We start from the raw sequence: 22303 nt of genomic DNA on the forward strand, positions 1-22303 counted from the left end.
CTTTCGCCGGTTTATCTGCATTCTTGTTTTATACAAACAATTATTTGGCAATAATGGTCATGCTTGTGAAACTTTCCTTGATTGTTACACTTGTATTGAGAGTGCATCATTGTTAAAATAAAATGACATTGTTTAAATACAGAAGCATTTTACACCTTAAAATTGATTTTATTGATGGAGGGGTAGCGAAGTGGCTAAACGCGGCGGACTGTAAATCCGCTCCCTCAGGGTTCGGCGGTTCGAATCCGTCCCCCTCCACCACTCACATTGGGGTATAGCCAAGCGGTAAGGCAACGGACTTTGACTCCGTCATGCCCTGGTTCGAATCCAGGTACCCCAGCCATTGTGAGCCATTAGCTCAGTTGGTAGAGCACCTGACTTTTAATCAGGGTGTCACTGGTTCGAGTCCAGTATGGCTCACCATTAGTAAATAGCCATTACTATGAAATGTTGACATTATGTAGTTAATATTCATCGTATGGACTCTCACCTTGTAATAAGGAAGTTCTGCTAAAAGCAGGCACGTCCTGTGCCTAACGCAGAACCTAGCGCATCGTGCGCATCGGAGTCCAGTATGGCTCACCATTTCAATATGCGGGTGTGGCGGAATTGGCAGACGCACTAGACTTAGGATCTAGCGCTTCGGCGTGGGGGTTCAAGTCCCTCCACCCGCATTACCGGAAGTAGAAGGTTAGAGAAGAGCTTCCGCTTTTTATCTAACCTTCCGCTTCTTTAAATGCGCGGACATAGCTCAGTTGGTAGAGCACGACCTTGCCAAGGTCGGGGTCGCGAGTTCGAGTCTCGTTGTCCGCTCCATTACTATTCATCTGCAAAACGATGAATGATCTTCTTTGCTCAGATGAAATCAGTTGTACCCGTAAGGGTGCTCCATTACTATTCATCTGTATAACAATATATGTGCCCGTAGCTCAATCGGATAGAGTGTCTGACTACGAATCAGAAGGTTGGGAGTTCGAGTCTCTCCGGGCACGCCATTTATGCCGATGTGGCGGAATTGGCAGACGCGCACGACTCAAAATCGTGTTCCTTCGGGAGTGTCGGTTCGACCCCGACCATCGGTACTATGCGTATGAAAAAGCACTTTTCCCTAATATACAGGGAAGAAGTGCTTTTTCTGTTGATTCTAGAACATATTTTTTAACATGGATTGAACCATCGGATTCTGTAACAGCTTGGCTATTTGGGTGAAATCTACGCCATTCAGCATATCATTAAGACTGTCTTTTTTTCCTGCTTTTCCTGTCTTTTTTCCTCCTGATTTTGCTGTTTTAGTAGCCACCCCACTATTCAATCCCTTTTTTATTAGTCCCTGTACAGCAGGATTTTGAAGTATTTCCGCTATTCCGGCCATATCTAATCCTTTTCCACCGTTCCCCCCTAATCCAAAGGGCAGGGACTTGGGTTCAGGCTCACGTTTTTTTCCTAGAATCGGAAAAAGAGGAGCGCGACGACGCGGCTGTTGTTCCGAATTAGGACGGTTTCGTGTTCTTCTCTTTCTAGAAGGCTGTTCGCTCTTTATTTGGTTTAATTGTGTAAGCATGTTTTCGATTTTGTTCATGGTCTCCCTTGCTTCATACATCTGGCTCTCCATTTCGGAGAGAGATGTTTCGATTCCGCTCAATCGTTTGTTTACAACTTCTTGCCTTCCGTTTGTCGTTTTTCTTTTTCTTGGTTGTTGTGCCATCCCTCATCACCTCCTTCTATAGCAAATGGCATATACCCTATACATATTGTATGTAGCAATAAAACCAATAGGGATAAGGCATGTACCCAGATTAGCGGGATATCTGCTATACTGGACATAATGTAATGGGGAAGTGAGGATGCACCTTTATGAAGAGGTTCTTGACATATGGCCTCACTTACAAACATACCCGTGTATTGGAGATACTGAAGGTAATCGAGAAGAAGTATTATTCATTTCTTTTAATGCTTGAGGAGTCAAGGATTTCGGAGCCTATGTCGTCCGGCTCAATCGTACTAGACAGGCATTTGATGAGCTCCAGTAAGAATGCGATTTATTATTAGCAATTTGGGTGATTTGTTGCTTATTTTACAAAATGAATGATGGGGGAAAGAGATTTGCATGAAAAAACAACAGGGAAACATATTGCGCCATGAAGAGGCAAGCGCAAAAGATATCTACTTAAAGCGCCCGGTTATGTACAAGTTAATCGAGACATTGCTTTATATTATTGTAATGTTTGGCCTCTTAAACTTCTTGCCGCAGGGACGTATGACCGTATTTATTATCGCAATGGCTGCTGCTATTATTATCGTGGGGTTTGCACCGATGATTTACAAAGCGATTCTGCACCCGACATATAAGCTTTCGCGTACGCATCTTGTTCTGCGTGTCGGGAAGAATGAAGAGAGCGTGCCGCTAAACGAATTGCAGCGTGTCAGCGTGTGGAAACCGACATATCGGACTCGGAGCGGGAAGAAATACCATGTTATGGCTTCACAAGAATTCCTTGAAGAAGTAGATAAGCAGATTGCACGTATACAGAAAAGAGGGAGATAAGGTAATGGATGGAACAGAAGAGTATTACCGGGACGTCTGGGCGGAGATTAATTTAGATGCTATCGGAAAGAATATCCGGACGTTTCGTAAACATATTCCCGCAGAAACGAAGATTATGGCCGTAGTAAAAGCGGATGGTTATGGACATGGAGCATACAGAATCGCTCAAAAAGCGTTAAACGAAGGGGCTGAATGGTTAGGTGTAGCACTGCTGGATGAGGCACTGGAACTTCGAAGTCAGGGTATTACTGCGCCCATTCTTGTGCTTAGTTCATTTCCGATACGCGGCATCAAAGTCGCTATTCGCCACGACATTGCTATGACGGTATACCAACAAGACATAGTAAAAGAAATATGCCGGGAAGCAGAGAAATTACAAAAGACTGCAAGAATTCACATGAAAGTCGATACGGGCATGGGAAGAATCGGTATGCGCACGGTGGAAGAAATTAGAGCATTCGTTGATTTTGCGCATACTTGCCCATGGATCGAAATTGAAGGCATGTTTACCCATTTTGCTACCGCCGACGAAGAAGACACCGCGTATACGCTTGAACAATATCGCATGTTTGAGGGTTTGATCGATGAATTGGGGGCATATGGTAACACGATTCCGCTTCTATATACAAACAATAGTGCCGCCGCAATGTTCTACCCAGAGAAAAGTCGACATATGATCCGTTTGGGAATTAGTTTATACGGTCAATATCCTTCTGATTATGCTAAAACGACAAACATTCCTCTTGTACCTGCTTTTAGTTGGAAGGCGCGCGTAAGCCATGTCAAGCGGGTGCCAAAAGGAACAAAAGTTAGCTATGGAGCGACATATGAAGCACCACAAGAAGCCGTGATAGCAACCATTCCAGTGGGCTATGCAGATGGTTATAATCGTCTTCTGTCGAATAAGGGATATGTGTTGATTAAGGGAGAGCGTGCACCGATCGCGGGAAGAGTTTGCATGGACCAATTTATGGTTGATGTTACGCATATTCCTGATGTAGCTGTGGGAGAAGAAGCTGTGCTTATTGGAAGTCAAGGAAACGACGAGATTTCTGTTGATGAGATGGCGAAGTGGCTTGCGACAATTAATTACGAGGTAACTTGCATGGTTAGTAAGCGAGTACCGCGCGTATACATGGAGAATGGCCGGGTTGTTTCAGTTAGCAACCGTATATCGACAAGCTTTTGTCAGGAATAGCCGCATAAAACGCGATACCTCCTGTTGTGACACAGAGGGAATCATGGTACAATCAGTAAGAATCGAGATAGGGACCAGAATCTCTTCTAAAAATGGAGAAGAGAGGCAGGAATTTGCCGGTATTGCTCGAATAGTAAAATAGGGAGTCGAATGCTCCCGTTTGTCGAACCGTGTAAAGTATATTTTTGTATGGGCTACGCCATACTGGTAATGTGTCTTTCGCGCGGTCTTTCAACTTGTGAAAATGTTGTATAGCGTTGGTGTTGGAGGTGCGATGGTCTTGTCTAAAATGGACACGAAGCGTATCATGATTAGCTTGCCAGATCATCTATTACAGGAAGTGGATGGATTGGTTGAAAAGGAAAAATCAAATCGTAGTGAATTTATCCGTCAGGCAATGAGACTGTATCTGAAAGAACGTAAAAAGCGTCATATCCGTGAGATGATGCAGCGCGGGTATATGGAGATGGCAAACATCAATTTGCATATGGCGAGCGAGGCTTTTCAAGCCGAAGAAGAAGCCGATCTGACGTTGGGACGTTTAGTGAGCGGGGTGTAGTGTGTGATCGTGAAGCGTGGCGACGTATATTTTGCGGATTTATCCCCCGTTGTCGGATCGGAGCAAGGCGGAGTCCGGCCCGTATTGGTCATACAGAATGATATAGGGAACCGCTTCAGTCCGACAGTAATCGTCGCAGCCATTACGGCACAAATACAAAAAGCCAAGTTGCCTACTCATGTGGAGATCGATGCGAAAACGTATGCATTTGACCGTGATTCCGTTATTCTTCTTGAACAGATACGTACGATCGACAAACAAAGGCTAACGGATAAGATCACACACCTGGACGAAGAGATGATGGAACGGGTAAATGACGCTCTCCAGATTAGTTTAGGACTTATTGATTTTTAAGATATTCAGAATGTATTTGATTCCTAAGAGGCTGCTGTGAAACACGGTAGCTTTTTTTTCGTTGAATGACAAAAAAAGCCCTGGAAGGATGTGGGTCCATGGAAGTAAAACAGATGGTTTCGGTTATTGCAGGAGAGTTGCAAATTGCTTCAGGACAAGTAGAACGCACAATTTCCCTACTGGATGAAGGTAGCACGGTTCCGTTTATCGCTCGTTACCGTAAAGAAATGACCGGAATGTTGGATGAGAACCAGATTCGTTCCATTCAGGAGCGTGTCCAATATTTACGTCAGTTGGAGGAACGGAAAGAAGAGGTCATTCGCCTCATTGCCGAGCAGGATAAATTGACGGACGAGCTGGAGAAGCAGATTCGTGAAGCAGTTAAACTTCAGCAGGTGGAGGATTTATATCGGCCATTCAAGCAAAAACGCCGGACCCGGGCTACCGTAGCCAAAGAGAAAGGGTTAGAACCGCTTGCTACATTTATACTGTCTGCCCGCAATGGAAATCTAGAGGCAGAGGCTTCAAAATATATAAACGGAGAAAAGGGCGTGGAATCGGTTGAGGAAGCCATACAGGGTGCCTTAGATATTATCGCTGAGCAAATGGCAGATGATCCGAATGTACGCAGCTGGGTACGTGAATATACGATGAAGCGAGCTACATTGTCTACTGCTAAAAAGGAAGATGAACCGTCCGAGAAAAAAGTATATGAGATGTACTATGAATACAGCGAACCTGCCTCACGTATTGCACCGCACCGTGTGCTTGCGGTAAACCGTGCGGAACGAGAGGGCATTCTGCGTGTGAAAATTGAACTTGATTTCCTGCCTATTCTGCAGTACCTCGAACGAAAATGGATTCGTAGAGAAAGCGTTGCTTCCGAGCAGCTTAAAGTAACAATAGAGGATAGTTACAAACGGTTGATTGCACCAGCTGTAGAACGCGAGGTGCGTGGATTATTAACAGAAAAAGCTGAAGAGCAAGCTATCCATATTTTCTCCGAGAACCTGCGCCAACTTTTGCTTCAAGCGCCGCTTAGAAATCGTGTCGTACTTGCCCTGGATCCGGCATACCGAACCGGCTGCAAAACAGCTGTGATTGATGAAACGGGAAAATTGTTAGAGGTGGCAGTCGTATACCCGACGCCGCCGCAGAACAAGATAGCAGAAGCCAAGCGAATACTGATTGGACTCATCGAAAAGCACGAAGTGCAAGTAATTGCTATCGGTAATGGAACCGCCTCAAGGGAAACGGAACAGTTTACGGTAGATATGCTTAAAGAAGTAAAGCGCGATATTTCATATATTATTGTCAATGAGGCTGGAGCCAGCGTGTACTCAGCTTCGAAGCTGGCCGGTGAAGAGTTCCCAGATTTAGATGTAGCTGAACGTAGTGCTGTATCGATCGGACGCCGGCTTCAGGACCCGTTAGCAGAACTGGTTAAAATCGATCCGAAATCCATTGGCGTAGGGCAATACCAGCATGATGTATCGCAGAGCAAATTGTCGGATAGCCTGGAGTTCATCGTCGAATCGGCGGTGAACTATGTCGGCGTAGACGTCAATACAGCTTCCCCGGCGCTCTTACAGTACGTATCCGGCGTCTCGAAACAGGTAGCGAAAAACATCGTTGGACGTAGAGAAGAGGCAGGCAAGTATACATCACGAAAGCAATTGAAAGACGTGCCCCGTCTCGGAGCAAAAACATACGAGCAATGTATAGGCTTTCTTCGCATTTCCGAAGGGGAGAATCCTCTTGATAATACGCCTATTCATCCGGAATCCTATAAAAGCGTGGCTGTACTTCTGAAAGAACTGGGGATTCGTCCAGAAGAAATCACAAGTGAGCAGGCGAAAGCAAAGCTTAAAGAAGTAAATGTAAAAGAAATGGCCCAAAGACTAGATATTGGAGAGCCAACACTGCACGATATCATCGCAAGTTTGCTTCGTCCGGGTCGCGATCCACGGGAAGAGCTACACAAGCCGATGCTGAAAAAAGATGTGCTCGATATTGCCGACTTGACACAAGGAATGGAATTGCAAGGAACTGTGCGCAATGTAGTAGATTTTGGCGCATTTGTCGATATTGGCCTCAAGAATGATGGTTTGGTCCACATTTCGCAATTGAGCCGTCGGTTTGTCAAGCATCCACTTGATGTCGTTTCCGTAGGAGAGATTGTAACCGTATGGGTTAAAGATATTGATATGAAGAAAGGCCGCGTCGGATTGACGATGTTAGAACTGGAAACAGGGGCGGCTGAAAAGCGTTAGCTTTGCCCCCCCTGTTTCTCGTTATATAAGAACCAGCAATCGTTCAGCAGCAGAATCTGCCGCCGATTTTTCGTCTGAAATGCTTTCATTAGCTGGCGTTTCAGCCACTGCGGCATTCTGTTCCCTCCCGTCACGTGATATATGGTCAAGCCTATAATAAACTTATCTTTTATCACTATATGTGACGGAGGGATGAATGTTACTCGTATTCGCCTTCTTCTACCAAATATTCAAGCTGTGCATGCAGTGCGCGAATCTCAGTTAACAAGGCGATGAGCGGATAATTCTCTTCCTGCAGGGAGGCGAACCGTCCTTCTAAATCTGCCAAATAATCGATGCCTTGAATAATGTTGGCACCCTGGGCGTGCAGCTCAAGCTCCGTGCACTCTGCGATAACTTCCGGTATAGCAGGGCGTTCGGATACGGTCAGCTTGCCGATTTCTTTATGCAGACGATGCAGCAGCGCAACGAGCTGATACATGTAACTATCGGGCATAGCAACGAATTGCAATTCTTTTTCTGTTGATAAAATACAGTAGCGCAAGGTAGCTCCCCCTTTCATATGTACGTTCACAAGTGTAGCGCATGTTGGAGACAGGCGCAAGAATGGAGGTGAGGAGATGGAGAGCTTAACGGAGGCGCAGCTGCAGAAGCTTGTCGAACGAATCTCCTCCGATGATTTTACCCGTCCGTTTACACACCGCGCGTATTTCAATCCGCGTCTGCGGACAACAGGCGGTCGCTATGTATTGCGGACACATAATATTGAATTAAATCCCAAACATTATGAGACATTCGGTATGGAAGAACTGGTAGGGATCATTAAGCATGAGCTCTGCCACTACCACCTTCACCTAACCGGTCGAGGATATAAACATAAAGATGCAGATTTTAAACAGTTGCTAAAACAGGTGGGCGGTAGCCGATACTGCCGTTCACTTGCCCCACGTAAAAAACAGGAATACCGTTATGAGCTACTATGCAAAGGGTGCGGTATGCGCTATCTACGTAAACGGCGCATGAATACGAAAAAATACGTCTGCGGCAAATGCAGAGGTTCTTTGGTGCTGCGGGAAGTGGAGGATATTCATGACAGAAAATCGGCGCGATGAGTTCGGACTTATCTCATATTTAACCGGTCGACAGAAGGTGCCTACAGCACTTGGAGAACGGATTACGGTTGGTAATGGTGATGATGCGGCCATCGTTGCTGGACGTACCGGCTATGAGTGGATTGCTTGCTGCGATACGATGGTAGAAGACGTGCATTTTAAGCGTCAAACAATGCTTCCAAGCGATATCGGTCATAAAGCACTGGCATCCAATATTAGTGATGTAGCAGCGATGGGCGGAATTCCGCTGTTTTATCTTGTATCTTTAGGATTGCCACATACGTGGAACGAAGAGGAAATAGCCGAAATCTACGACGGGATGGCGACATTGGCTCTCCGTTATAATATGGCGCTTATTGGAGGAGACACGGTCGCAGTGCCGGGCCCTTTGACGCTGACTGTTACTGTGCTCGGAGAGGTAGAGCAAGATCATGGTCTGCTCCGAGGCAATGCCCGGCCTGGCGACGCCGTTTTTTTGACTGGAACGGTAGGCGATTCAGGGGCCGGTCTGGATATTTTGCTGCAAGAACAATGGGGTGTTGCCAACGTTCCGGTTGAATGGATGTCTCTGGCTAATCGGCATCGTTTGCCAGAACCCGATGTGAAAGCTGGTCGTTTGCTGGCAACGAGCGGTATTCGCATCGCTTTGAACGATATTAGTGACGGATTGGCAAGCGAAGCCTGGGAAATCGCCGAAGCGAGCAATGTGAGGCTGGTGTTGGAGGAAGCAGCAATCCCGCTGAGCGCCCCGGTTCTCCGTTATGCTGATATGAGCGGGAATTGTGCTCTTGATTGGGCGTTTTACGGAGGAGAAGATTATCGACTGGTTGGCTGTGTTTCTGCAGAATATAAAGAGAGTATAAGTCAGGCTTTTGCGGAAAAAGAACTTCCTCTGTACTGGATCGGAGAAGTACAAGCTGGTTCTCCTGAGGTAAGGATTCATTGGCAAAGTGGAAAAAGTACAACACTCCCGAAAAAAGGGTATAATCATTTTAATGGAGAACGGTAAGTTCACGTAGGAAGTGATAATGATGAGAGATGCACAAACATATACGTTTCACACCCGTTCCATGCAAGAAACCCAAGAGTTGGCGGAAAGTGTTGGTCGGCTGGTAGAACCCGGAGATGTTTTTACGCTGACGGGTGATTTAGGTGCTGGCAAGACGACTTTTACGCAGGGGCTGGCCCGAGGCATGGACATTAGCGGTGTAGTCAATAGCCCAACGTTTACGATTATTAAAGAGTATATGGGGCGCTTGCCTCTTTATCATATGGATGTATATCGTATGGAAGATGAACTGGAGGATTTGGGCTTCGACGAGTATTTTTATGGAGATGGCGTGACGGTGGTAGAATGGCCGCAGATGATTGCAGAGCAGCTTCCTGCCGAGCGATGTGAGATTGCGATTACCCGTGGGGAAGGCGACGAGCGAACGCTTATCTTTACGGCATACGGCAGACGATATGAAATAGTATGTGAGGCGATAAAGAATGACCATTCTGGCAATTGATACATCAAACTTCAGTCTGAGTATTGCTGTGTGCACGGAAGATAAAGTGCTCGGCGAATGTGTCACTAACCTGAAAAAAAATCACAGTGTTCGACTTATGCCAATGGTTAGCCAACTATTGGATGAAGTGGAAGTTGAGCCGTCCGAATTGAAGGCGGTTGTAGTAGCCAGGGGCCCGGGCTCGTATACAGGAGTGCGTATTGGTGTCGCTACTGCCAAGAGTATAGCCTGGTCACTTAATATTCCGTTAATCGGGATTTCCAGCCTGGAAGTATTGGCTTGGAATGGCGCTTATTTTCCGGGTCGGATTATTCCGTTCTTCGATGCGCGCCGCGGGCAAGTATATACCGGTGTATATCGTTATGCACCGGAAGGAGGAGTATGCCTTGCGGAAGCCGAACGAATCGTTCTGTTGGAGCAAGCGCTTGAAGAGTGGAAAGCGGCAGATGCCCGAGAATCAATACTGTTTCTGGGGGATGACATTGCTATCCATAAAGATACCATCCAGAACATTCTGGGAGAGCAAGCGGTGTTCGCTCCGGCATCGTATCGAGTTCCACGTGCCGCCCACCTCGCTACAGCGGGCTGGAAAGCTCTCCAAGAAGGTCGTGTTGAAGATACGCAAACATTTACCCCTGTCTATCTTCAATTGGCGGAAGCGGAAGCCAAGTGGCTTGCCAGCCAAAAGAAGTAGGGAGGCAGTATGATGTCAGATGAGTGTATCATTCGACGCATGGAGATGAAAGACCTTGATGGGATCGAAGAAGTGGAGCGACTTTCATTTCAAACTCCCTGGTCGAGGGATTCGTTTATTAATGAGTTAAAGCAAAATGTATTTGCTAGATATTTTGTGGCAGAGAAAGGTGGACGGATTGTCGGGTATGGCGGGATGTGGCTTGTGCTGGATGAAGCACATATTACCAATGTGGCCGTTCATCCGGATTACCGTGGACGATATCTTGGTGAAAAATTGATGCACCGATTAATGGGGCATGCCGCAAGTTCCGGTGCTGCTGCTATGACGCTTGAAGTGCGCCGCAGCAATGAAACGGCAAAAGGACTGTATAAAAAGCTTGGGTTCGTAGAAGAGGGCATACGGCCAGGTTATTATACGGACAATGGGGAAGATGCCATTATTATGTGGGTGAGATTAGAACAGGACAGTGAAGAGCGGAAAACCCTTGAATTATAAGGGTTTTCTATTTGCTCATTATCGTTAAAAACCCCAATTGCCCACATTTTGACCACCTTTAGGATTGCGACATGATAACTAAGGGCAACCGAATAAATCAGATAGCCGCTTCTTTTTGGAGGCGGCTTTTCTTATGACTTTATACGTCACTCCTCCCATGATATACGCTTATTGCAGAGGCAAATGAAATGAAGTGGAACGAGTCACCTCCTGTCGGCTGATTATCGGCAAGAAGCCCGTTGACCGCATGCGGGTAAGGAGTGAATCGCGGCGGCCTCCTGGTGCCGAAGTAAACTAGGATATCAATTAAAGGAGCGGAGCCGTTAAGTTGCGCTTTTTTCGTTGGTAGAAAACAAGGGAGGCGATACGTTTGGGATTTAGAGATGTAGTTATAGCAATCCTTTCACTGGCTGACCTGGACGCATTAAAAGAAATAACACCTTATGATTTAACTTGCTCATAAAAAAGTATCTCCATTTTTTTATTGTGTATGGGTTTTATTAATCATTTTATAACATGAAAATTCTTGGTTGGTATGATTACAAGAATATTAAATTCGATATAAAATCTTGTGCGAACAATAAGTTTTCAATATAGATCAAATTTTCTATTTATGTTAAACTCATCCATATATAATTCGAAGGTGAGTGATTTTTATGACAGTCAGCTCAAAAGTATATATAACTAAATTCAAGGTGCTGAAGCGGTAATCTAGTTTTATTGCCCTTCAGTAAAATAACAACACACGGAGGGTAAATATTTATGTCTTTTAGTAATTATGGAGAGCTTTGTACAGAAGTTTATGATTTTACAAAAAAAATAGGACAGTCACTCGGTGGGGATATAGAGTATTATCAAGAAAAGCTTAAAAATTGTAAAGGACGTATTCTTGAAGCAATGGTTGGTTCTGGTCGTGTAATCATTCCTCTTTTAGAAGCTGGTCTTAATGTAGACGGGGTTGACTATTCTGCTGAAATGTTAGCTTCTTGTCGTCAACGCTGTGAAGAATATGGGTTAAAACCTAATTTATTTCAATCAGATTTAAAGGAACTTTCTTTACCTAATAAATATGAGGTAATTATTATTCCTGCTGGCTCTTTTTTATTAATTGAAAAACGAGATGAATCAATTAAAGTTTTAAAGAGATTGTATGAGCATTTGGAAATAGGAGGTAGACTAATTCTCGATATTTTTCTACCTGATAAAAATTTTAATGTAGGTACTTATGGTGAGACATCAACATTTACTTTTCCTAATGGTGATATAATTACAATGGAAAGTAAACTTGTTGAAGCTGATTTATTCAATCAGTATAAAGTTTCGTATTTAAAGTATGAAAAATGGCGTAAAGGAAAACTAATTCAATCGGAGTTACAACGTTTTGCATTACGCTGGTATGGTGTTGAAGAATTTAAATTGGTGTTACAAAGTATAGGATTTTCTGAAGTTGTAGTGACCGCCGACTTTGATTACAATAAACAACCTACAAATAGTAATCAGCAATTCGTTTATGAAGCTTACAAAAAATAAATCTTAGGTAAATAACATAACCTATATAAATTACACTTGATATTTTGACAGAGGAGTGTGGTTGGAAGGAGGAGATTTCGGAAAAAAGAAGAGGTTGGATGCGCCCTTCGATCCGGCAGAAGAAAGGGGAGCGTGTCTTTTTCCAACCGCTCCCATCCACCCATCGCTCTTCCTTCTTTTCTTCCCTCTCACCACAAGAATTTGTCGATTTATCAAATCAGATGTATATAGGTATTCTGAAAACCTCTTTCCAATACGTAAATCGTGCAGCACCAGCTACTCGCTTGGTTTTCTATGAAGATCTTGTGGTTGTCTTAGGTGCTACCTTTGCTTTACTCACAATTATTATTACATCGTTAACATCTTTTGCCGCTCTTGACGGCGTAGTAACCATCTTAATCGGATTGCTCATGTTCGTTGTTGCCTTTCGAGTAGGATTTGATAGCATGGTTGGTTTGATCGGTGTAGCAGCCCCTCATGAAGTAGAAGAAAAAGTGGCAAAACTCATCCTTTCGGATAAGCATGTAACGGATATAAATGAAATTCGTATTATACAAGAAGGGCGCTATTACCATGTTGAATCTCTAATTGAATTACGTCCTGGATTTTCATTAACTGACGCTGATGATATTAAATTTCGGGTTCAAGATAAATTAATTGCTGATCCTGACATCACTGATGTTATGTTAGGGATTATTGAAGATAATGGAGTTAAAGACTGGACACCAGAAAAATTAAATCAAGTTAAATAAAGATAAAGCAGCTCCTTATTTTAATATAAGGGGCTGTTTTTTACATAAAAGGGCTGCACATACCGGGCTGAGTCAAAGAAAAATATGGATGTATAACGTAAAAAAGCCTCGCTACTCGTATGAATAGCGAAGCTTTTTTTACAATTTCCTTACTCATTTACTGCGCTTGAATATTGTTCATGTGTTTGCTTGCGTATAAAGAAAAGGTAGATTAAATGAAGGACAATGACTACCGGAACCCCTATATAAATGGTCATTTTGGTGCCCTCACCAAACGCCAAACTAATCAGCACAATTAAATTAAAGCTAAATGCGAGGATCGGTACTACAGGGTACAATGGGGTACGAAAACCCAGGTCACTCACTTTCCCCCCTTCTGCAAGATAGCGCTTACGGAAAAAGTATTGGGAAGCAGCAATGCTCATCCATGCAAGAATCGATGCCATTCCTGCTACAGAGAGAATCCATGTATAAACTGTATTAGCGGCAATTTTTGAAGCGAGAATAGAAACGCAAGAAATTCCCATACTGGCAATTAAAGCAAGTAAAGGTACCCCTTTACCGGTTAATTTTTGAAATGATTTTGGAGCCATTTGTGCTTTTGAAAGAGAATACAACATTCTAGTGGTAGCATAAAGCCCGGAATTAGCCACCGACAAGAGTGATGTAATGATGACAAAATTCATAATATCTGCTGCGTAAGGTATTCCAATCTTATCTAAAGCCGTAACAAAAGGACTGACATTTGGCTTAATTTCTTGCCAAGGAACAATTGAAACTAGAATGACAATTGATAAAACAAAGAATAAGATAATCCGATACGCTGTTTGATTGATTGCCTTTGGTATCGTTTTTTCCGGTGATTCGCTTTCTCCCGAGGCAATCCCCACGAGTTCAGTTCCTCCTAAGGAATAGTTTACCGCCAACATGGCAATAACCACAGCCAGTGCCCCGTTAGGAAAGAATCCAAATTCAGTTAAGTGTGTAAACATAGGAGCAGATGTTTCTCCATGAATCGGAACGAAACCAAATATAACAGATGCGCCGATTAGAATAAACAGGACAATGGTGACTACTTTAATGCTAGCAAACCAAAATTCTGTTTCTGCAAAACTGCGTGCAGAGAAAGCGTTAACAGAAAATAAAATGATACCGGTAAGTAATGACCATAGCCATGGGGAAATATCGGGAAACCATCTTTGCATCTGCATCCCTATCGTCACAATCTCAAAAGCCACGGTTGAAGACCAACCTATCCAATAAATCCAACCAACTGTAAAACCTGTTGATGGATGAATATATTTAGTCGCATACGTTTGGAATGAACCAGATACTGGCATAGCCACTGTCAATTCCCCTAAACACAACATAACTAAATACATAATAAATCCGCCCATCATATAGGCTAACACTGCACCTAGTGGTCCTGATTGGCTAATTGTATAACCAGAACCATTGAAAAACCCTGCACCAATTACACCGCCTAAAGCAATCATAAACAAGTGGCGGCTTTTCATTTCTCTTTTTAGACTTTGTTCCTGATTTAATCCAGCCATACACAACCTCACTTTTGTAAAAATTAATATAGGTGACTCTCCATCACTTTTTCAGGAGAGATGCCCTAATTACCTCACACTACTAATAAAAACAATATTTTTATCATAATTAGTTGAATGATATTATTATTTCAAAAGTTGAACAATTGGACAATTCGACAAGATTACAAAAAAAACGACATTTTCTTATACAAGGTGTATAAGAGAACCGTTAAAAAGGTAGATGGTGGAATAAATTTTCTTCAGGAAGTCAGTTTGATTCTATATTTTTCTAAAATATATTAAATTTATATTTTTTAGTAAAAATAAACAAAATAAATATTTAGAATTTAATTACTACATTTAAAGGGTTAAAATTATGTACTATTAGTACGATAAGAATAGTAGTTAAGTCTTCTGTTGCAAATAAAAGGAGGAGCATTGGTGAGATTTACATTACAATCATTACGGGCTAAATTAATCATTCTATGTTTGTTTATTTTATTAGTACCTACTATCTGTATAGGTATCAGTACGTATGAATACTCAAAAAGTAAGTTGGATGAAGCCGGAAAAGCACAATTGAAAAATAATGTTAAGTTAGTCATAGGCATGATTAAGCTTATGGATGAACAAGTAAAGGCCGGGCATCTAACACGTGAAGAAGCCCAAGAAAAAATTCGGCAAGAAGTATTGGGTGAGAAGAATTCCGAAAATAAACGTTCCATAAAAAAAGAATACACAGTAGGCGAAACGGGATACATATGGGCTGTAAATAAAGATGCTGTTTCTGTTATGAATCCTTTTAATGAAGGACAAAGTTTAACAGATGTTAAAACGAAAGACGGTGTTATGTTAGGGAGGGAAATTGTTGAAAAAGGAACAAACGGTGGCGGTTATCTGACATATAAATGGATAGCACCAGATACAGACGAGATTGAAATGAAAGTTAATTATGTTGAACTAGAGCCAAACTGGGGCTGGATTGTTGGTTCAGGTGCTTACTTCAAGGAGTTTAATAGTGGTGCCAAGCAAGTTTTATATCTTGTTTCTATTATTGCAATCATCTTTGTTTTGTTAGGTACACTGGTTGTAAGTTATTTTTCGACACGCTTTACAAAGCCAATTCTGTTAATCGGTAAGAGGTTGAATAATGTAGCGGAAGGCGATTTTACGGTTGAAGAGGTTAGTATTAAATCAAAAGATGAGATCGGCGAGCTGGCCCGGGATTTTAATAATATGATAAAAAGCATGCGACATCTCATCAGCGAAGTACATGCGTCTACGCAACAGGTTGCTGTCTCCTCTCGGGAATTAACAGCAAGTGCGGAACAAACAAGCAAAGCAACGGAACAAATTACGATTGCAATACAAGAATCCGCAAGCGGGGCGGAAGAGCAGCAAGTCGCATTACAGAAAACAACAAATTCCCTTGAGGAAATATCAGTTGGAATGCAGCGCATTGCCGAGAGCGCCTCGACTATTTCTGAGTCTTCCACAGATACGGCAGAGACGGCCAAATTAGGTGGAGTCGCTTTACAAGGGACGGTTAAGCAGATGAATTCGATTAATAAGTCCGTTAATGAATCAGATGCTGTAATTAAGCTTTTGGATGGACGGACAAAAGAGATTGAAGGAATGTTAAAGACAATTATAGATATATCCGATCAAACCAATCTGCTGGCACTAAATGCGGCGATAGAAGCCGCGCGTGCAGGGGAGCATGGCCGTGGATTTTCGGTTGTAGCAGAAGAAGTTAGAAAACTGGCGGACCAATCCAATAAGTCTTCTAATCAAATTTCGAAGCTTATCGAAGAAATCCAGAAAGATATGGAGCAATCCATTCAGACCATGGACAAGGTAAAAGAAGAAGTAGGATCAGGAATACAAATCGTAAATGAAACAGAACGGAAATTCGATGCTATCTTGCGTTCAACAGGACAAATTTCGCAACAAATTGAGGAACTAGCCAGTGTAACCCAGCAAATATCGGCCGGGGTACAAGAGATTTCAGCAAGCGGGGAGAATGTTGCAAGCATTGCACAGCAAGCCTCTGGAAACTCGCAAAGTATTGCTGCGTCTGCCGAAGAGCAGCTTGCGTCGATGGAGGAGGTTACATCATTGGCGACGTCTTTATCGAACATGGCGGAGGAATTACAGGAGCTAACTGTCAAATTTAAATTTTAAATATGATACTGAAAGAGGGTGTCCCAAAAGTGATGGGGCACCCTTCTTCGATACCGTATAAACGTATAGAAAACGGTAAGTAACCTATATATTGGATTCTATTTGAGACCAAACAACCTTTTGACTCAGCCTCATAATGCAGATGATTAGAATGAGGATGGAAGCAAGGAAGAGAAGTAGGGGGATACGAATGCCATTAATATAACGTAGAAAAGAGATACTCGACAAATGTGCGGATAGCAGTTAATACAAACTACAAAAAAGTGAGGTAGTGATATAATTTATTCGTAAAGGATATACAAATCCATTGCAGACATATGTACGGAAAGGAAAAGAAATATGCCATTTTTGCGCTTTAAAGGGTTCGATAGTACCCTTCTTAAAACAATCTCTCCGACACTTATTAAGGAATTCTCTCACATAGCCAGCATTCCGAAGGACATCGTGAAAATCGAGCTTCTTACCGTCGAACAAATAACGGATACGCCTCCAAGCCTGGAAATCCTTATGTTCCAAAGAGAACAGAAAAAGCATGATGCACTTGCCTCTATGCTTTACGACATGTTAAAAGAGCATGGGTATACAAATGTCCATATTTTCTTTGTTATACTAACACCTTCACTTTATTACAAAGAAGGACGTCCATTAAAGGAAATTCCGAAAATAGAAGTGTCATCTTCTTCCTAAGTGTTAATTAAAAAATCTTTTTATGTAAATAACCACCTAGTCTGAAAACAGGCCGGGTGGTTATTTATCATAAATTATGTGATTACGTTCTTTGTTCCACTCCATGTCTCATAAAACAGCTTTTTATCACGTCGGAATACAGTAAACAACACATGAACGACCAAAACAATGTCTACCATAAATAGTACCAACAGCAAAGGTATGAGTACAACAGGATGAAATTGAAGAGAAGCGCCGATAATGAATAGGTAATGCAATCCGCCGACGGCAAAGTATAAGACTCCATATCGCATGATAATCTCTTGTAGCTTAAGTTTGGGTCCTTGTCCTTGCAGACGAATGCGTACAATAAATTTACCGAGTGTGCGTCCGTTGGTGGCATACGGAAGCAGAACAAAGTAAGCAAACATAGGTATGGCAAGACCCAGTGGGCTTTCCGGGTCCCAAAACAAAGCAACGAGAAAAGACAAAATGAACCAGTCAATTTGCAAGGCGATAATTCTTCGAATATAAGATACACGTGTGGCTGATAAATCCACATAATCATCAAGATGCTTTGGATGAGGCAGGATGAGCGTCAACAATGGTGCGAGCGCGTAACCAAGCAGGCCGCCCAGCGTGTTAAGCATGAGATCGTCTACATCGAATAACCGGTATGGGCAATCATAGATGCCATATAGTCCAGTCCCTTGCGTGATCTCGAAAAACAAGGACAGTCCGAAGGCAGCGGCTACCACAAGAAATAGCTTGCGCTGGAAATAATAACGTAAGAACATACCCAACGGAACAAGCAGCAATATGTTGAATACTACTTGAAGAAATGCGCGTTCCTTGAATAGATGAACGTATGTGGTGGGTTGGTTAATCCGTACCTTTGTTTCTCGTACAATATCTTGAACGAACTGAAACGGCATCCATTGCGTAAATGAAGAGCTTGCACCTATGCACGTGTGAGTTGTCGCAGGCAAGGGCAAGATAACCAGATAAAGGGCGGTTAGTAAATATAGCAGAAGCGAGTAGAGCACAAGACTGCGAACTTTGTTTACATATCCATACTTGCGGTACTGTACAATGAGGAATGGTAACGTAAAGAAAAATGCGAGAAGTGGGAATGTCAATAATGCATAGCCAATCGGGAGAAAATAAGTTCCTAACATTTATATCAACCACTTTCAATTCAAAAATAAAGCGTTTATATAGTGTTTCATTAAGTATTACTCAGCTACATTATAGTGAGTAATGTATAATTGAAACATTGATTTGGCTTTCATTATTCTTACGTTTTTGTAAGATGTGTGTACATATTCGAACAAAGAACTGTAGTACAATGTTTTTAGTGTAAGTGGATACAGAATTTCAAAACGTGGGTGAAATATGATGACGAACAATTGGAAACAGAAGGTTTATCAACGGCGTGAAGAAGCGCTCGCTGCAAATAAACCCATACGTATTCTTGGCATCGAGACGAGCTGTGATGAGACGTCCGCTGCTGTTATCGAAAACGGTACCGTTATTCTTTCCAATGTAATCTCCTCTCAAATTGAAAGTCATAAACGATTCGGAGGGGTCGTGCCTGAAGTGGCTTCACGGCATCATGTAGAGAATATTACGGTGATTATTGAGCAAGCATTGCAGGAAGCGGATTGTACATTCGATGATATTGATGCAATTGCGGTAACATATGGACCCGGATTGGTGGGGGCACTTCTTGTAGGCGTAGCGGCCGCCAAAGCGATTTCATTTGCGCGTGGTATTCCGCTTATTGGTGTGCATCATATTGCAGGCCACATTTATGCTAACCGATTTGTAAAAGAGCTTGAGTTCCCGCTTGTGGCGCTTGTAGTATCCGGGGGACATACGGAGCTTGTTTATATGAAAGAGCATGGGGCATATGAGATTATCGGACAGACAAGGGACGACGCGGTAGGCGAAGCATACGATAAAGTGGCACGATCGCTTGGACTTCCATATCCGGGCGGTCCTCATATTGACAGGCTTGCACACGAAGGGATACCTTCTATCCCGCTGCCGCGTGCCTGGCTTGAAGGAACATATGATTTCAGCTTTAGCGGTCTGAAGTCCGCGGTACTTAATACACTGCATAATGCAGCGCAACGAGGGGAGACGATTGAGCCGCAAACGCTTGCTGCCAGCTTTCAGGATTCGGTTGTGGAAGTGCTTGTGGATAAGTCGTTCAGACTTATTCGAGAGCGTCCGGTGAAGCAGCTGCTGTTAGCCGGGGGTGTGGCGGCCAATAAGGGACTTCGCGGGGCATTGACCGAGCGTGCGGAGAGAGAAGGTGTAGAATTGATTATTCCACCACTGTCGCTGTGTACAGATAATGCCGCAATGATTGCAGGCGCAGGCTATATTGAATATAAGAAAGGCAAGTTGGCAGATATGTCGTTAAACGGCATTCCCGGTTTGCCGCTCCAATAAAAAGGCAACCCTATAAAAAGGGTTGCCTTTTTTGTTGGAAAAAGTCGTATTTTGTCAAATCAGTAGAATGATGATGAATAAAATGCTGAATAACGTTATCCACAACAATGTGGATAATGTGGATAAAATAGTGGATAACCTATTATATCAGTATTTTAGATGTTGAAAAGTGTGAATAAGTGTGTGGGTATGTGGAAAAGGAGGACGATGGATTGAGAAAAAAGGCGATTTTTGCTGTTGGATTCTGCGGTGTTTTTTTATCCGTTTTTTTGATGTTTACCACAACTATTCTTGCACAAAACCGCCCTTCTGTTATCGTCCTGCTGGTTCCGCAGTTAACTCGCGAAGATATCCACATGATATATCAGAGCAATGCATTTCCTTTGTTGAAACAAGCAGCGATTGGTGAATTGAATATACGTACAGCGGTTTCTTTAAAAGATATCCACAATATAACGACGATAAGCGCGGGAGTCCGTGCGGCGGGCACTGAATGGGGCCGATACGCGTACAGAAGCAGCGAGAAGCACGCAGAAGCAGTGCCGCTCTATTACATTCATACAGGAGAAATGCCGTCGGGCTTGCGGAATGGAACCATTCTTTTGCCGTATATTCCAGTTCTTATGGAAAATAATGAGCAGAGGAATACAGGGGCCATTCCTGGTTTATTAGGAGAAACATTAGAGCAGCATGGAGTTGAACGGGCTGTTATCGGTAATAGTGACGTAGAGGGCAAGCCTAGCCGTTTGGGAGGGATGCTGACGATGAACAGAAAAGGCATCACTCCACAAGGATGGATAGGGGAAGAAACGCTTATTCACACTTCGCTTTTTCCAGGTGGAAAAAAAACGGATTACCCGTTTTTGGCATACCATATCCGAAATTGGAAATCGCAAGGAAAAGGACTCGTCGTAGCGGAATTGGGAGACCTGGAACGCCTTGCAAGGCATAAAAATTCACTGGACACAAAGAGATATATGGAATTGCGCCAGCGGGTAGTAGAGGAGATCATAACATTTGCTGGAGAGTTGGCTTTGAAAAGGGAGAATAACCAGCGCATTCTCTTGCTGTCGGCTTCGCTTCCAGACAGCGATATTGCTGATAAAAAGCGCATGGCACCTATTGTGTTGTGGGAAAATGGGGGAGACGGAGGAGTATTGACCTCTGGAACCACCCGTCAACCCGGACTCGCTGCTAATATTGACATCGCCCCCTCCATCTTTGTCTGGTTAGGCGTATCGCTGCCTCCTGCAATGAAAGGACAGGCTCTGACGGTAGATCATACATTCTCGCACGAGTGGTTCTGGAAGACTGCCGAGGCAATAGACTACATTTATGCCACCCGCCCTGCTGTGCTGTATCCGTATGTAGGTGTGACGATTGCGATTATTATCCTTTCTGTTCTGATATTATTCTTCGGAGAGCGAAACGAACGGATACGTAGAAAGTGGATACGTTGGCTTCCTTATGTCTTACTATTCATACTTCTGATTCCGTTTTTTTTGCTGCTGCTTCCTTTGCTGCCAGGGTCACCGTCCCCTTTTGTCATTGCATTGTTGTTAAGCGCCGTAGGCATAGGGATTTCGATTATGCTACGCCGACTGCCGTTTGCCGCTTGCTTTTTTGGGGTGGGGCTAGTTAGTTGGCTTCCACCGCTCTTAGATGGATTCACAGGTGGAGAGCTTATCCGTAGATCTTATCTGGGGTATGATCCGGTGATTGGTGCACGTTACTATGGCATTGGTAATGAATATATGGGCGTACTGCTCGGTGGTTCGGTGTTGAGCGTCGCTATGGCCGGAGAGTTATGGAGGAAAAATGCGTGTCGCTATATACCTGCCCTACTAATCGTCATCTGTATAGCAATGGTCCTTTATATGGCTTGGCCACAAGGAGGCAGTAAGGCGGGGGGGATTTTTGTGTTTCTGGCTGTGCTTTTATATGGTATACCTGCCTTTTCCGGAATGGTCTGGCGAAAGCGGTATATTATAGTTTTATTAGTAACGGGGATAGCGGCGGCTGGTTTGCTTTTTATGGTGAACTATCAGATGGCCGATGAACAACAATCACATATTGGTCGCGCATTTGCTGAGCTAATGAAAGGAAATTGGCCTGAAATCGGACGCATTATCGAGCGGAAGCTGATAATGAATTGGCGACTCATACTTGCCTCGATATGGAGTAAGCTGTTTATTGTTAGCCTTCTCGTCTGTTTGCTGTTCATCTATTACAAGAACGAACAGGTACGAAACATTACAAAGCACTATCCGTATTTTACGGCCGGAATAAAAACGATTTCTTTCGGTGCGCTGATAGCGTTGCTGCTGAACGATTCTGGTATCATTGCTGCTTCTCTGGCAATTCTATATGCATTGGTTCCCCTGTTGTATAGGATGATAGATAATAACACATAAGAAAAACTCGTGGGC

Annotated in this window: 22 protein-coding genes, 7 tRNA genes and 1 pseudogene; 24 read left to right on the forward strand and 6 right to left on the reverse strand. The window is 43.3% G+C overall.

Features of this window, described 5'->3' with window-relative positions; genetic code table 11:
• Nucleotides 1–176 precede the first annotated feature (176 nt).
• The 7 genes from AF333_RS29160 to AF333_RS29190 all read left to right on the forward strand — a co-directional run bounded on the left by AF333_RS29160 (nucleotide 177) and on the right by AF333_RS29190 (nucleotide 1082).
• Nucleotides 177–261, forward strand: a tRNA-Tyr gene (locus AF333_RS29160).
• A gap of 7 nt (nucleotides 262–268) precedes the next feature.
• Nucleotides 269–343, forward strand: a tRNA-Gln gene (locus AF333_RS29165).
• A 4-nt stretch (nucleotides 344–347) separates the two neighbouring features.
• Nucleotides 348–423: transfer RNA gene (locus tag AF333_RS29170), tRNA-Lys, on the forward strand.
• A 171-nt stretch (nucleotides 424–594) separates the two neighbouring features.
• Nucleotides 595–674, forward strand: a tRNA-Leu gene (locus AF333_RS29175).
• 66 nt (nucleotides 675–740) lie between these two features.
• Nucleotides 741–816, forward strand: a tRNA-Gly gene (locus AF333_RS29180).
• Between the two features lie 102 nt (nucleotides 817–918).
• Nucleotides 919–995, forward strand: a tRNA-Arg gene (locus AF333_RS29185).
• Nucleotides 996–1000: 5 nt separating this feature from the next.
• Nucleotides 1001–1082, forward strand: a tRNA-Leu gene (locus AF333_RS29190).
• A gap of 62 nt (nucleotides 1083–1144) precedes the next feature.
• Here the strand turns inward: AF333_RS29190 and AF333_RS29195 are convergent.
• The gene (locus AF333_RS29195) at nucleotides 1145–1705 is read right to left on the reverse strand and encodes a hypothetical protein (RefSeq protein WP_043067058.1); all 561 of its coding nucleotides are present in this window, start codon (nucleotides 1703–1705) and stop codon (nucleotides 1145–1147) included.
• 149 nt (nucleotides 1706–1854) lie between these two features.
• Here AF333_RS29195 and AF333_RS29200 point away from each other — a divergent pair, with 149 nt between their 5' ends.
• The 6 genes from AF333_RS29200 (at nucleotide 1855) to AF333_RS29225 (ending at nucleotide 6929) form a co-directional block, all read left to right on the forward strand.
• Nucleotides 1855–2049 carry a hypothetical protein gene (locus tag AF333_RS29200; protein ID WP_043067059.1) on the forward strand — a complete coding sequence of 65 codons (195 nt, stop codon included), beginning with the start codon at nucleotides 1855–1857 and terminating at the stop codon, nucleotides 2047–2049.
• 58 nt (nucleotides 2050–2107) lie between these two features.
• Nucleotides 2108–2545, forward strand: a complete 438-nt coding sequence (locus AF333_RS29205; protein WP_043067060.1) for a hypothetical protein — start codon at nucleotides 2108–2110, stop codon at nucleotides 2543–2545.
• Nucleotides 2546–2549: 4 nt separating this feature from the next.
• Nucleotides 2550–3743: an alanine racemase gene (gene alr, locus AF333_RS29210; RefSeq protein ID WP_043067061.1), complete on the forward strand. Its 1194-nt coding sequence runs from the start codon at nucleotides 2550–2552 to the stop codon at nucleotides 3741–3743.
• A gap of 274 nt (nucleotides 3744–4017) precedes the next feature.
• Nucleotides 4018–4302 carry a CopG family ribbon-helix-helix protein gene (locus AF333_RS29215; RefSeq protein WP_040301484.1) on the forward strand — a complete coding sequence of 95 codons (285 nt, stop codon included), beginning with the start codon at nucleotides 4018–4020 and terminating at the stop codon, nucleotides 4300–4302.
• Between the two features lie 3 nt (nucleotides 4303–4305).
• A complete protein-coding gene (locus AF333_RS29220; protein ID WP_021619872.1) occupies nucleotides 4306–4656 on the forward strand; it encodes a type II toxin-antitoxin system PemK/MazF family toxin in 351 nt (116 codons plus the stop codon).
• 98 nt (nucleotides 4657–4754) lie between these two features.
• The gene (locus AF333_RS29225; RefSeq protein WP_043067063.1) at nucleotides 4755–6929 is read left to right on the forward strand and encodes a Tex family protein; all 2175 of its coding nucleotides are present in this window, start codon (nucleotides 4755–4757) and stop codon (nucleotides 6927–6929) included.
• Here the strand turns inward: AF333_RS29225 and cmpA are convergent.
• Nucleotides 6926–7045 carry a cortex morphogenetic protein CmpA gene (gene cmpA / locus AF333_RS33250; protein ID WP_139188981.1) on the reverse strand — a complete coding sequence of 40 codons (120 nt, stop codon included), beginning with the start codon at nucleotides 7043–7045 and terminating at the stop codon, nucleotides 6926–6928. The genes AF333_RS29225 and cmpA overlap by 4 nt on opposite strands.
• 83 nt (nucleotides 7046–7128) lie before the next feature.
• The gene (locus AF333_RS29230; RefSeq protein ID WP_407638708.1) at nucleotides 7129–7491 is read right to left on the reverse strand and encodes a hydrolase/acyltransferase; all 363 of its coding nucleotides are present in this window, start codon (nucleotides 7489–7491) and stop codon (nucleotides 7129–7131) included.
• Between the two features lie 58 nt (nucleotides 7492–7549).
• Here AF333_RS29230 and AF333_RS29235 point away from each other — a divergent pair, with 58 nt between their 5' ends.
• From AF333_RS29235 to AF333_RS29260, 6 genes are all read left to right on the forward strand, one after another.
• Nucleotides 7550–8041, forward strand: coding sequence for a SprT family protein (locus tag AF333_RS29235; RefSeq protein ID WP_043067065.1), 492 nt, complete (start codon nucleotides 7550–7552; stop codon nucleotides 8039–8041).
• Nucleotides 8019–9050: a thiamine-phosphate kinase gene (gene thiL, locus AF333_RS29240; protein ID WP_043067066.1), complete on the forward strand. Its 1032-nt coding sequence runs from the start codon at nucleotides 8019–8021 to the stop codon at nucleotides 9048–9050. The genes AF333_RS29235 and thiL overlap by 23 nt, the downstream gene beginning before the upstream one ends.
• A 22-nt stretch (nucleotides 9051–9072) precedes the next feature.
• Nucleotides 9073–9552 carry a tRNA (adenosine(37)-N6)-threonylcarbamoyltransferase complex ATPase subunit type 1 TsaE gene (tsaE, locus tag AF333_RS29245; RefSeq protein WP_043067067.1) on the forward strand — a complete coding sequence of 160 codons (480 nt, stop codon included), beginning with the start codon at nucleotides 9073–9075 and terminating at the stop codon, nucleotides 9550–9552.
• Entirely contained in the window at nucleotides 9533–10246 is a 714-nt protein-coding gene (gene tsaB / locus AF333_RS29250; protein WP_043067068.1) for a tRNA (adenosine(37)-N6)-threonylcarbamoyltransferase complex dimerization subunit type 1 TsaB, read from the forward strand. The genes tsaE and tsaB overlap by 20 nt, the downstream gene beginning before the upstream one ends.
• Before the next feature lie 12 nt (nucleotides 10247–10258).
• Nucleotides 10259–10744 (forward strand): ribosomal protein S18-alanine N-acetyltransferase, encoded by a 486-nt coding sequence (gene rimI / locus AF333_RS29255; protein ID WP_043067069.1) that lies wholly within the window; start codon nucleotides 10259–10261, stop codon nucleotides 10742–10744.
• A 762-nt stretch (nucleotides 10745–11506) separates the two neighbouring features.
• On the forward strand, nucleotides 11507–12274 hold the full coding sequence (locus AF333_RS29260) for a class I SAM-dependent methyltransferase (protein WP_043067070.1): 768 nt from the start codon (nucleotides 11507–11509) through the stop codon (nucleotides 12272–12274).
• A gap of 30 nt (nucleotides 12275–12304) precedes the next feature.
• Here AF333_RS29260 and AF333_RS36470 read toward each other — a convergent pair whose 3' ends face one another.
• Entirely contained in the window at nucleotides 12305–12490 is a 186-nt protein-coding gene (locus tag AF333_RS36470; protein ID WP_235497052.1) for a hypothetical protein, read from the reverse strand.
• A 14-nt stretch (nucleotides 12491–12504) separates the two neighbouring features.
• Between AF333_RS36470 and AF333_RS29265 the strand changes: the two are divergent.
• Nucleotides 12505–13026 (forward strand): annotated as a pseudogene (locus tag AF333_RS29265) (cation diffusion facilitator family transporter); the annotation flags it as partial.
• 149 nt (nucleotides 13027–13175) lie between these two features.
• Here AF333_RS29265 and AF333_RS29270 read toward each other — a convergent pair.
• Nucleotides 13176–14582: an amino acid permease gene (locus AF333_RS29270; protein WP_043067071.1), complete on the reverse strand. Its 1407-nt coding sequence runs from the start codon at nucleotides 14580–14582 to the stop codon at nucleotides 13176–13178.
• 423 nt (nucleotides 14583–15005) lie between these two features.
• On the opposite strand from AF333_RS29270, the gene AF333_RS29275 reads away from it, so the two are divergent.
• Together AF333_RS29275 and AF333_RS29280 are read left to right on the forward strand one after the other, a co-directional pair.
• Nucleotides 15006–16748 carry a methyl-accepting chemotaxis protein gene (locus AF333_RS29275; RefSeq protein WP_043067072.1) on the forward strand — a complete coding sequence of 581 codons (1743 nt, stop codon included), beginning with the start codon at nucleotides 15006–15008 and terminating at the stop codon, nucleotides 16746–16748.
• 339 nt (nucleotides 16749–17087) lie between these two features.
• Nucleotides 17088–17435, forward strand: coding sequence for a DUF1904 family protein (locus AF333_RS29280; protein ID WP_043067073.1), 348 nt, complete (start codon nucleotides 17088–17090; stop codon nucleotides 17433–17435).
• Nucleotides 17436–17509: 74 nt separating this feature from the next.
• On the opposite strand, the gene AF333_RS29285 is transcribed toward AF333_RS29280, so the two are convergent.
• On the reverse strand, nucleotides 17510–18592 hold the full coding sequence (locus AF333_RS29285; protein WP_043067074.1) for a VanZ family protein: 1083 nt from the start codon (nucleotides 18590–18592) through the stop codon (nucleotides 17510–17512).
• Between the two features lie 220 nt (nucleotides 18593–18812).
• Between AF333_RS29285 and tsaD the strand changes: the two genes are divergently transcribed.
• Nucleotides 18813–19874 (forward strand): tRNA (adenosine(37)-N6)-threonylcarbamoyltransferase complex transferase subunit TsaD, encoded by a 1062-nt coding sequence (gene tsaD / locus AF333_RS29290; RefSeq protein WP_407638706.1) that lies wholly within the window; start codon nucleotides 18813–18815, stop codon nucleotides 19872–19874.
• A gap of 212 nt (nucleotides 19875–20086) precedes the next feature.
• Nucleotides 20087–22288, forward strand: a complete 2202-nt coding sequence (locus AF333_RS29295; protein WP_043067076.1) for a hypothetical protein — start codon at nucleotides 20087–20089, stop codon at nucleotides 22286–22288.
• Nucleotides 22289–22303 lie beyond the last annotated feature (15 nt).

The sequence above is a fragment of the Aneurinibacillus migulanus genome, assembly GCF_001274715.1.
GTDB lineage: Bacteria > Bacillota > Bacilli > Aneurinibacillales > Aneurinibacillaceae > Aneurinibacillus > Aneurinibacillus migulanus.

What these genes read in the sequence shown, in the direction of transcription:
- AF333_RS29195 (WP_043067058.1), bottom strand. Translation starts at nt 1,705, where the DNA reads ATGGCACAACAACCAAGAAAAAGAAAAACGACAAACGGAAGGCAAGAA.
- AF333_RS29200 (WP_043067059.1), top strand. Translation starts at nt 1,855, where the DNA reads ATGAAGAGGTTCTTGACATATGGCCTCACTTACAAACATACCCGTGTA.
- AF333_RS29205 (WP_043067060.1), top strand. Translation starts at nt 2,108, where the DNA reads ATGAAAAAACAACAGGGAAACATATTGCGCCATGAAGAGGCAAGCGCA.
- alr (WP_043067061.1), top strand. Translation starts at nt 2,550, where the DNA reads ATGGATGGAACAGAAGAGTATTACCGGGACGTCTGGGCGGAGATTAAT.
- AF333_RS29215 (WP_040301484.1), top strand. Translation starts at nt 4,018, where the DNA reads ATGGTCTTGTCTAAAATGGACACGAAGCGTATCATGATTAGCTTGCCA.
- AF333_RS29225 (WP_043067063.1), top strand. Translation starts at nt 4,755, where the DNA reads ATGGAAGTAAAACAGATGGTTTCGGTTATTGCAGGAGAGTTGCAAATT.
- cmpA (WP_139188981.1), bottom strand. Translation starts at nt 7,045, where the DNA reads ATGCCGCAGTGGCTGAAACGCCAGCTAATGAAAGCATTTCAGACGAAA.
- AF333_RS29230 (WP_407638708.1), bottom strand. Translation starts at nt 7,491, where the DNA reads ATGAAAGGGGGAGCTACCTTGCGCTACTGTATTTTATCAACAGAAAAA.
- AF333_RS29235 (WP_043067065.1), top strand. Translation starts at nt 7,550, where the DNA reads ATGGAGAGCTTAACGGAGGCGCAGCTGCAGAAGCTTGTCGAACGAATC.
- thiL (WP_043067066.1), top strand. Translation starts at nt 8,019, where the DNA reads ATGACAGAAAATCGGCGCGATGAGTTCGGACTTATCTCATATTTAACC.
- tsaE (WP_043067067.1), top strand. Translation starts at nt 9,073, where the DNA reads ATGAGAGATGCACAAACATATACGTTTCACACCCGTTCCATGCAAGAA.
- tsaB (WP_043067068.1), top strand. Translation starts at nt 9,533, where the DNA reads ATGACCATTCTGGCAATTGATACATCAAACTTCAGTCTGAGTATTGCT.
- rimI (WP_043067069.1), top strand. Translation starts at nt 10,259, where the DNA reads ATGTCAGATGAGTGTATCATTCGACGCATGGAGATGAAAGACCTTGAT.
- AF333_RS29260 (WP_043067070.1), top strand. Translation starts at nt 11,507, where the DNA reads ATGTCTTTTAGTAATTATGGAGAGCTTTGTACAGAAGTTTATGATTTT.
- AF333_RS29270 (WP_043067071.1), bottom strand. Translation starts at nt 14,582, where the DNA reads ATGGCTGGATTAAATCAGGAACAAAGTCTAAAAAGAGAAATGAAAAGC.
- AF333_RS29280 (WP_043067073.1), top strand. Translation starts at nt 17,088, where the DNA reads ATGCCATTTTTGCGCTTTAAAGGGTTCGATAGTACCCTTCTTAAAACA.
- AF333_RS29285 (WP_043067074.1), bottom strand. Translation starts at nt 18,592, where the DNA reads ATGTTAGGAACTTATTTTCTCCCGATTGGCTATGCATTATTGACATTC.
- tsaD (WP_407638706.1), top strand. Translation starts at nt 18,813, where the DNA reads ATGACGAACAATTGGAAACAGAAGGTTTATCAACGGCGTGAAGAAGCG.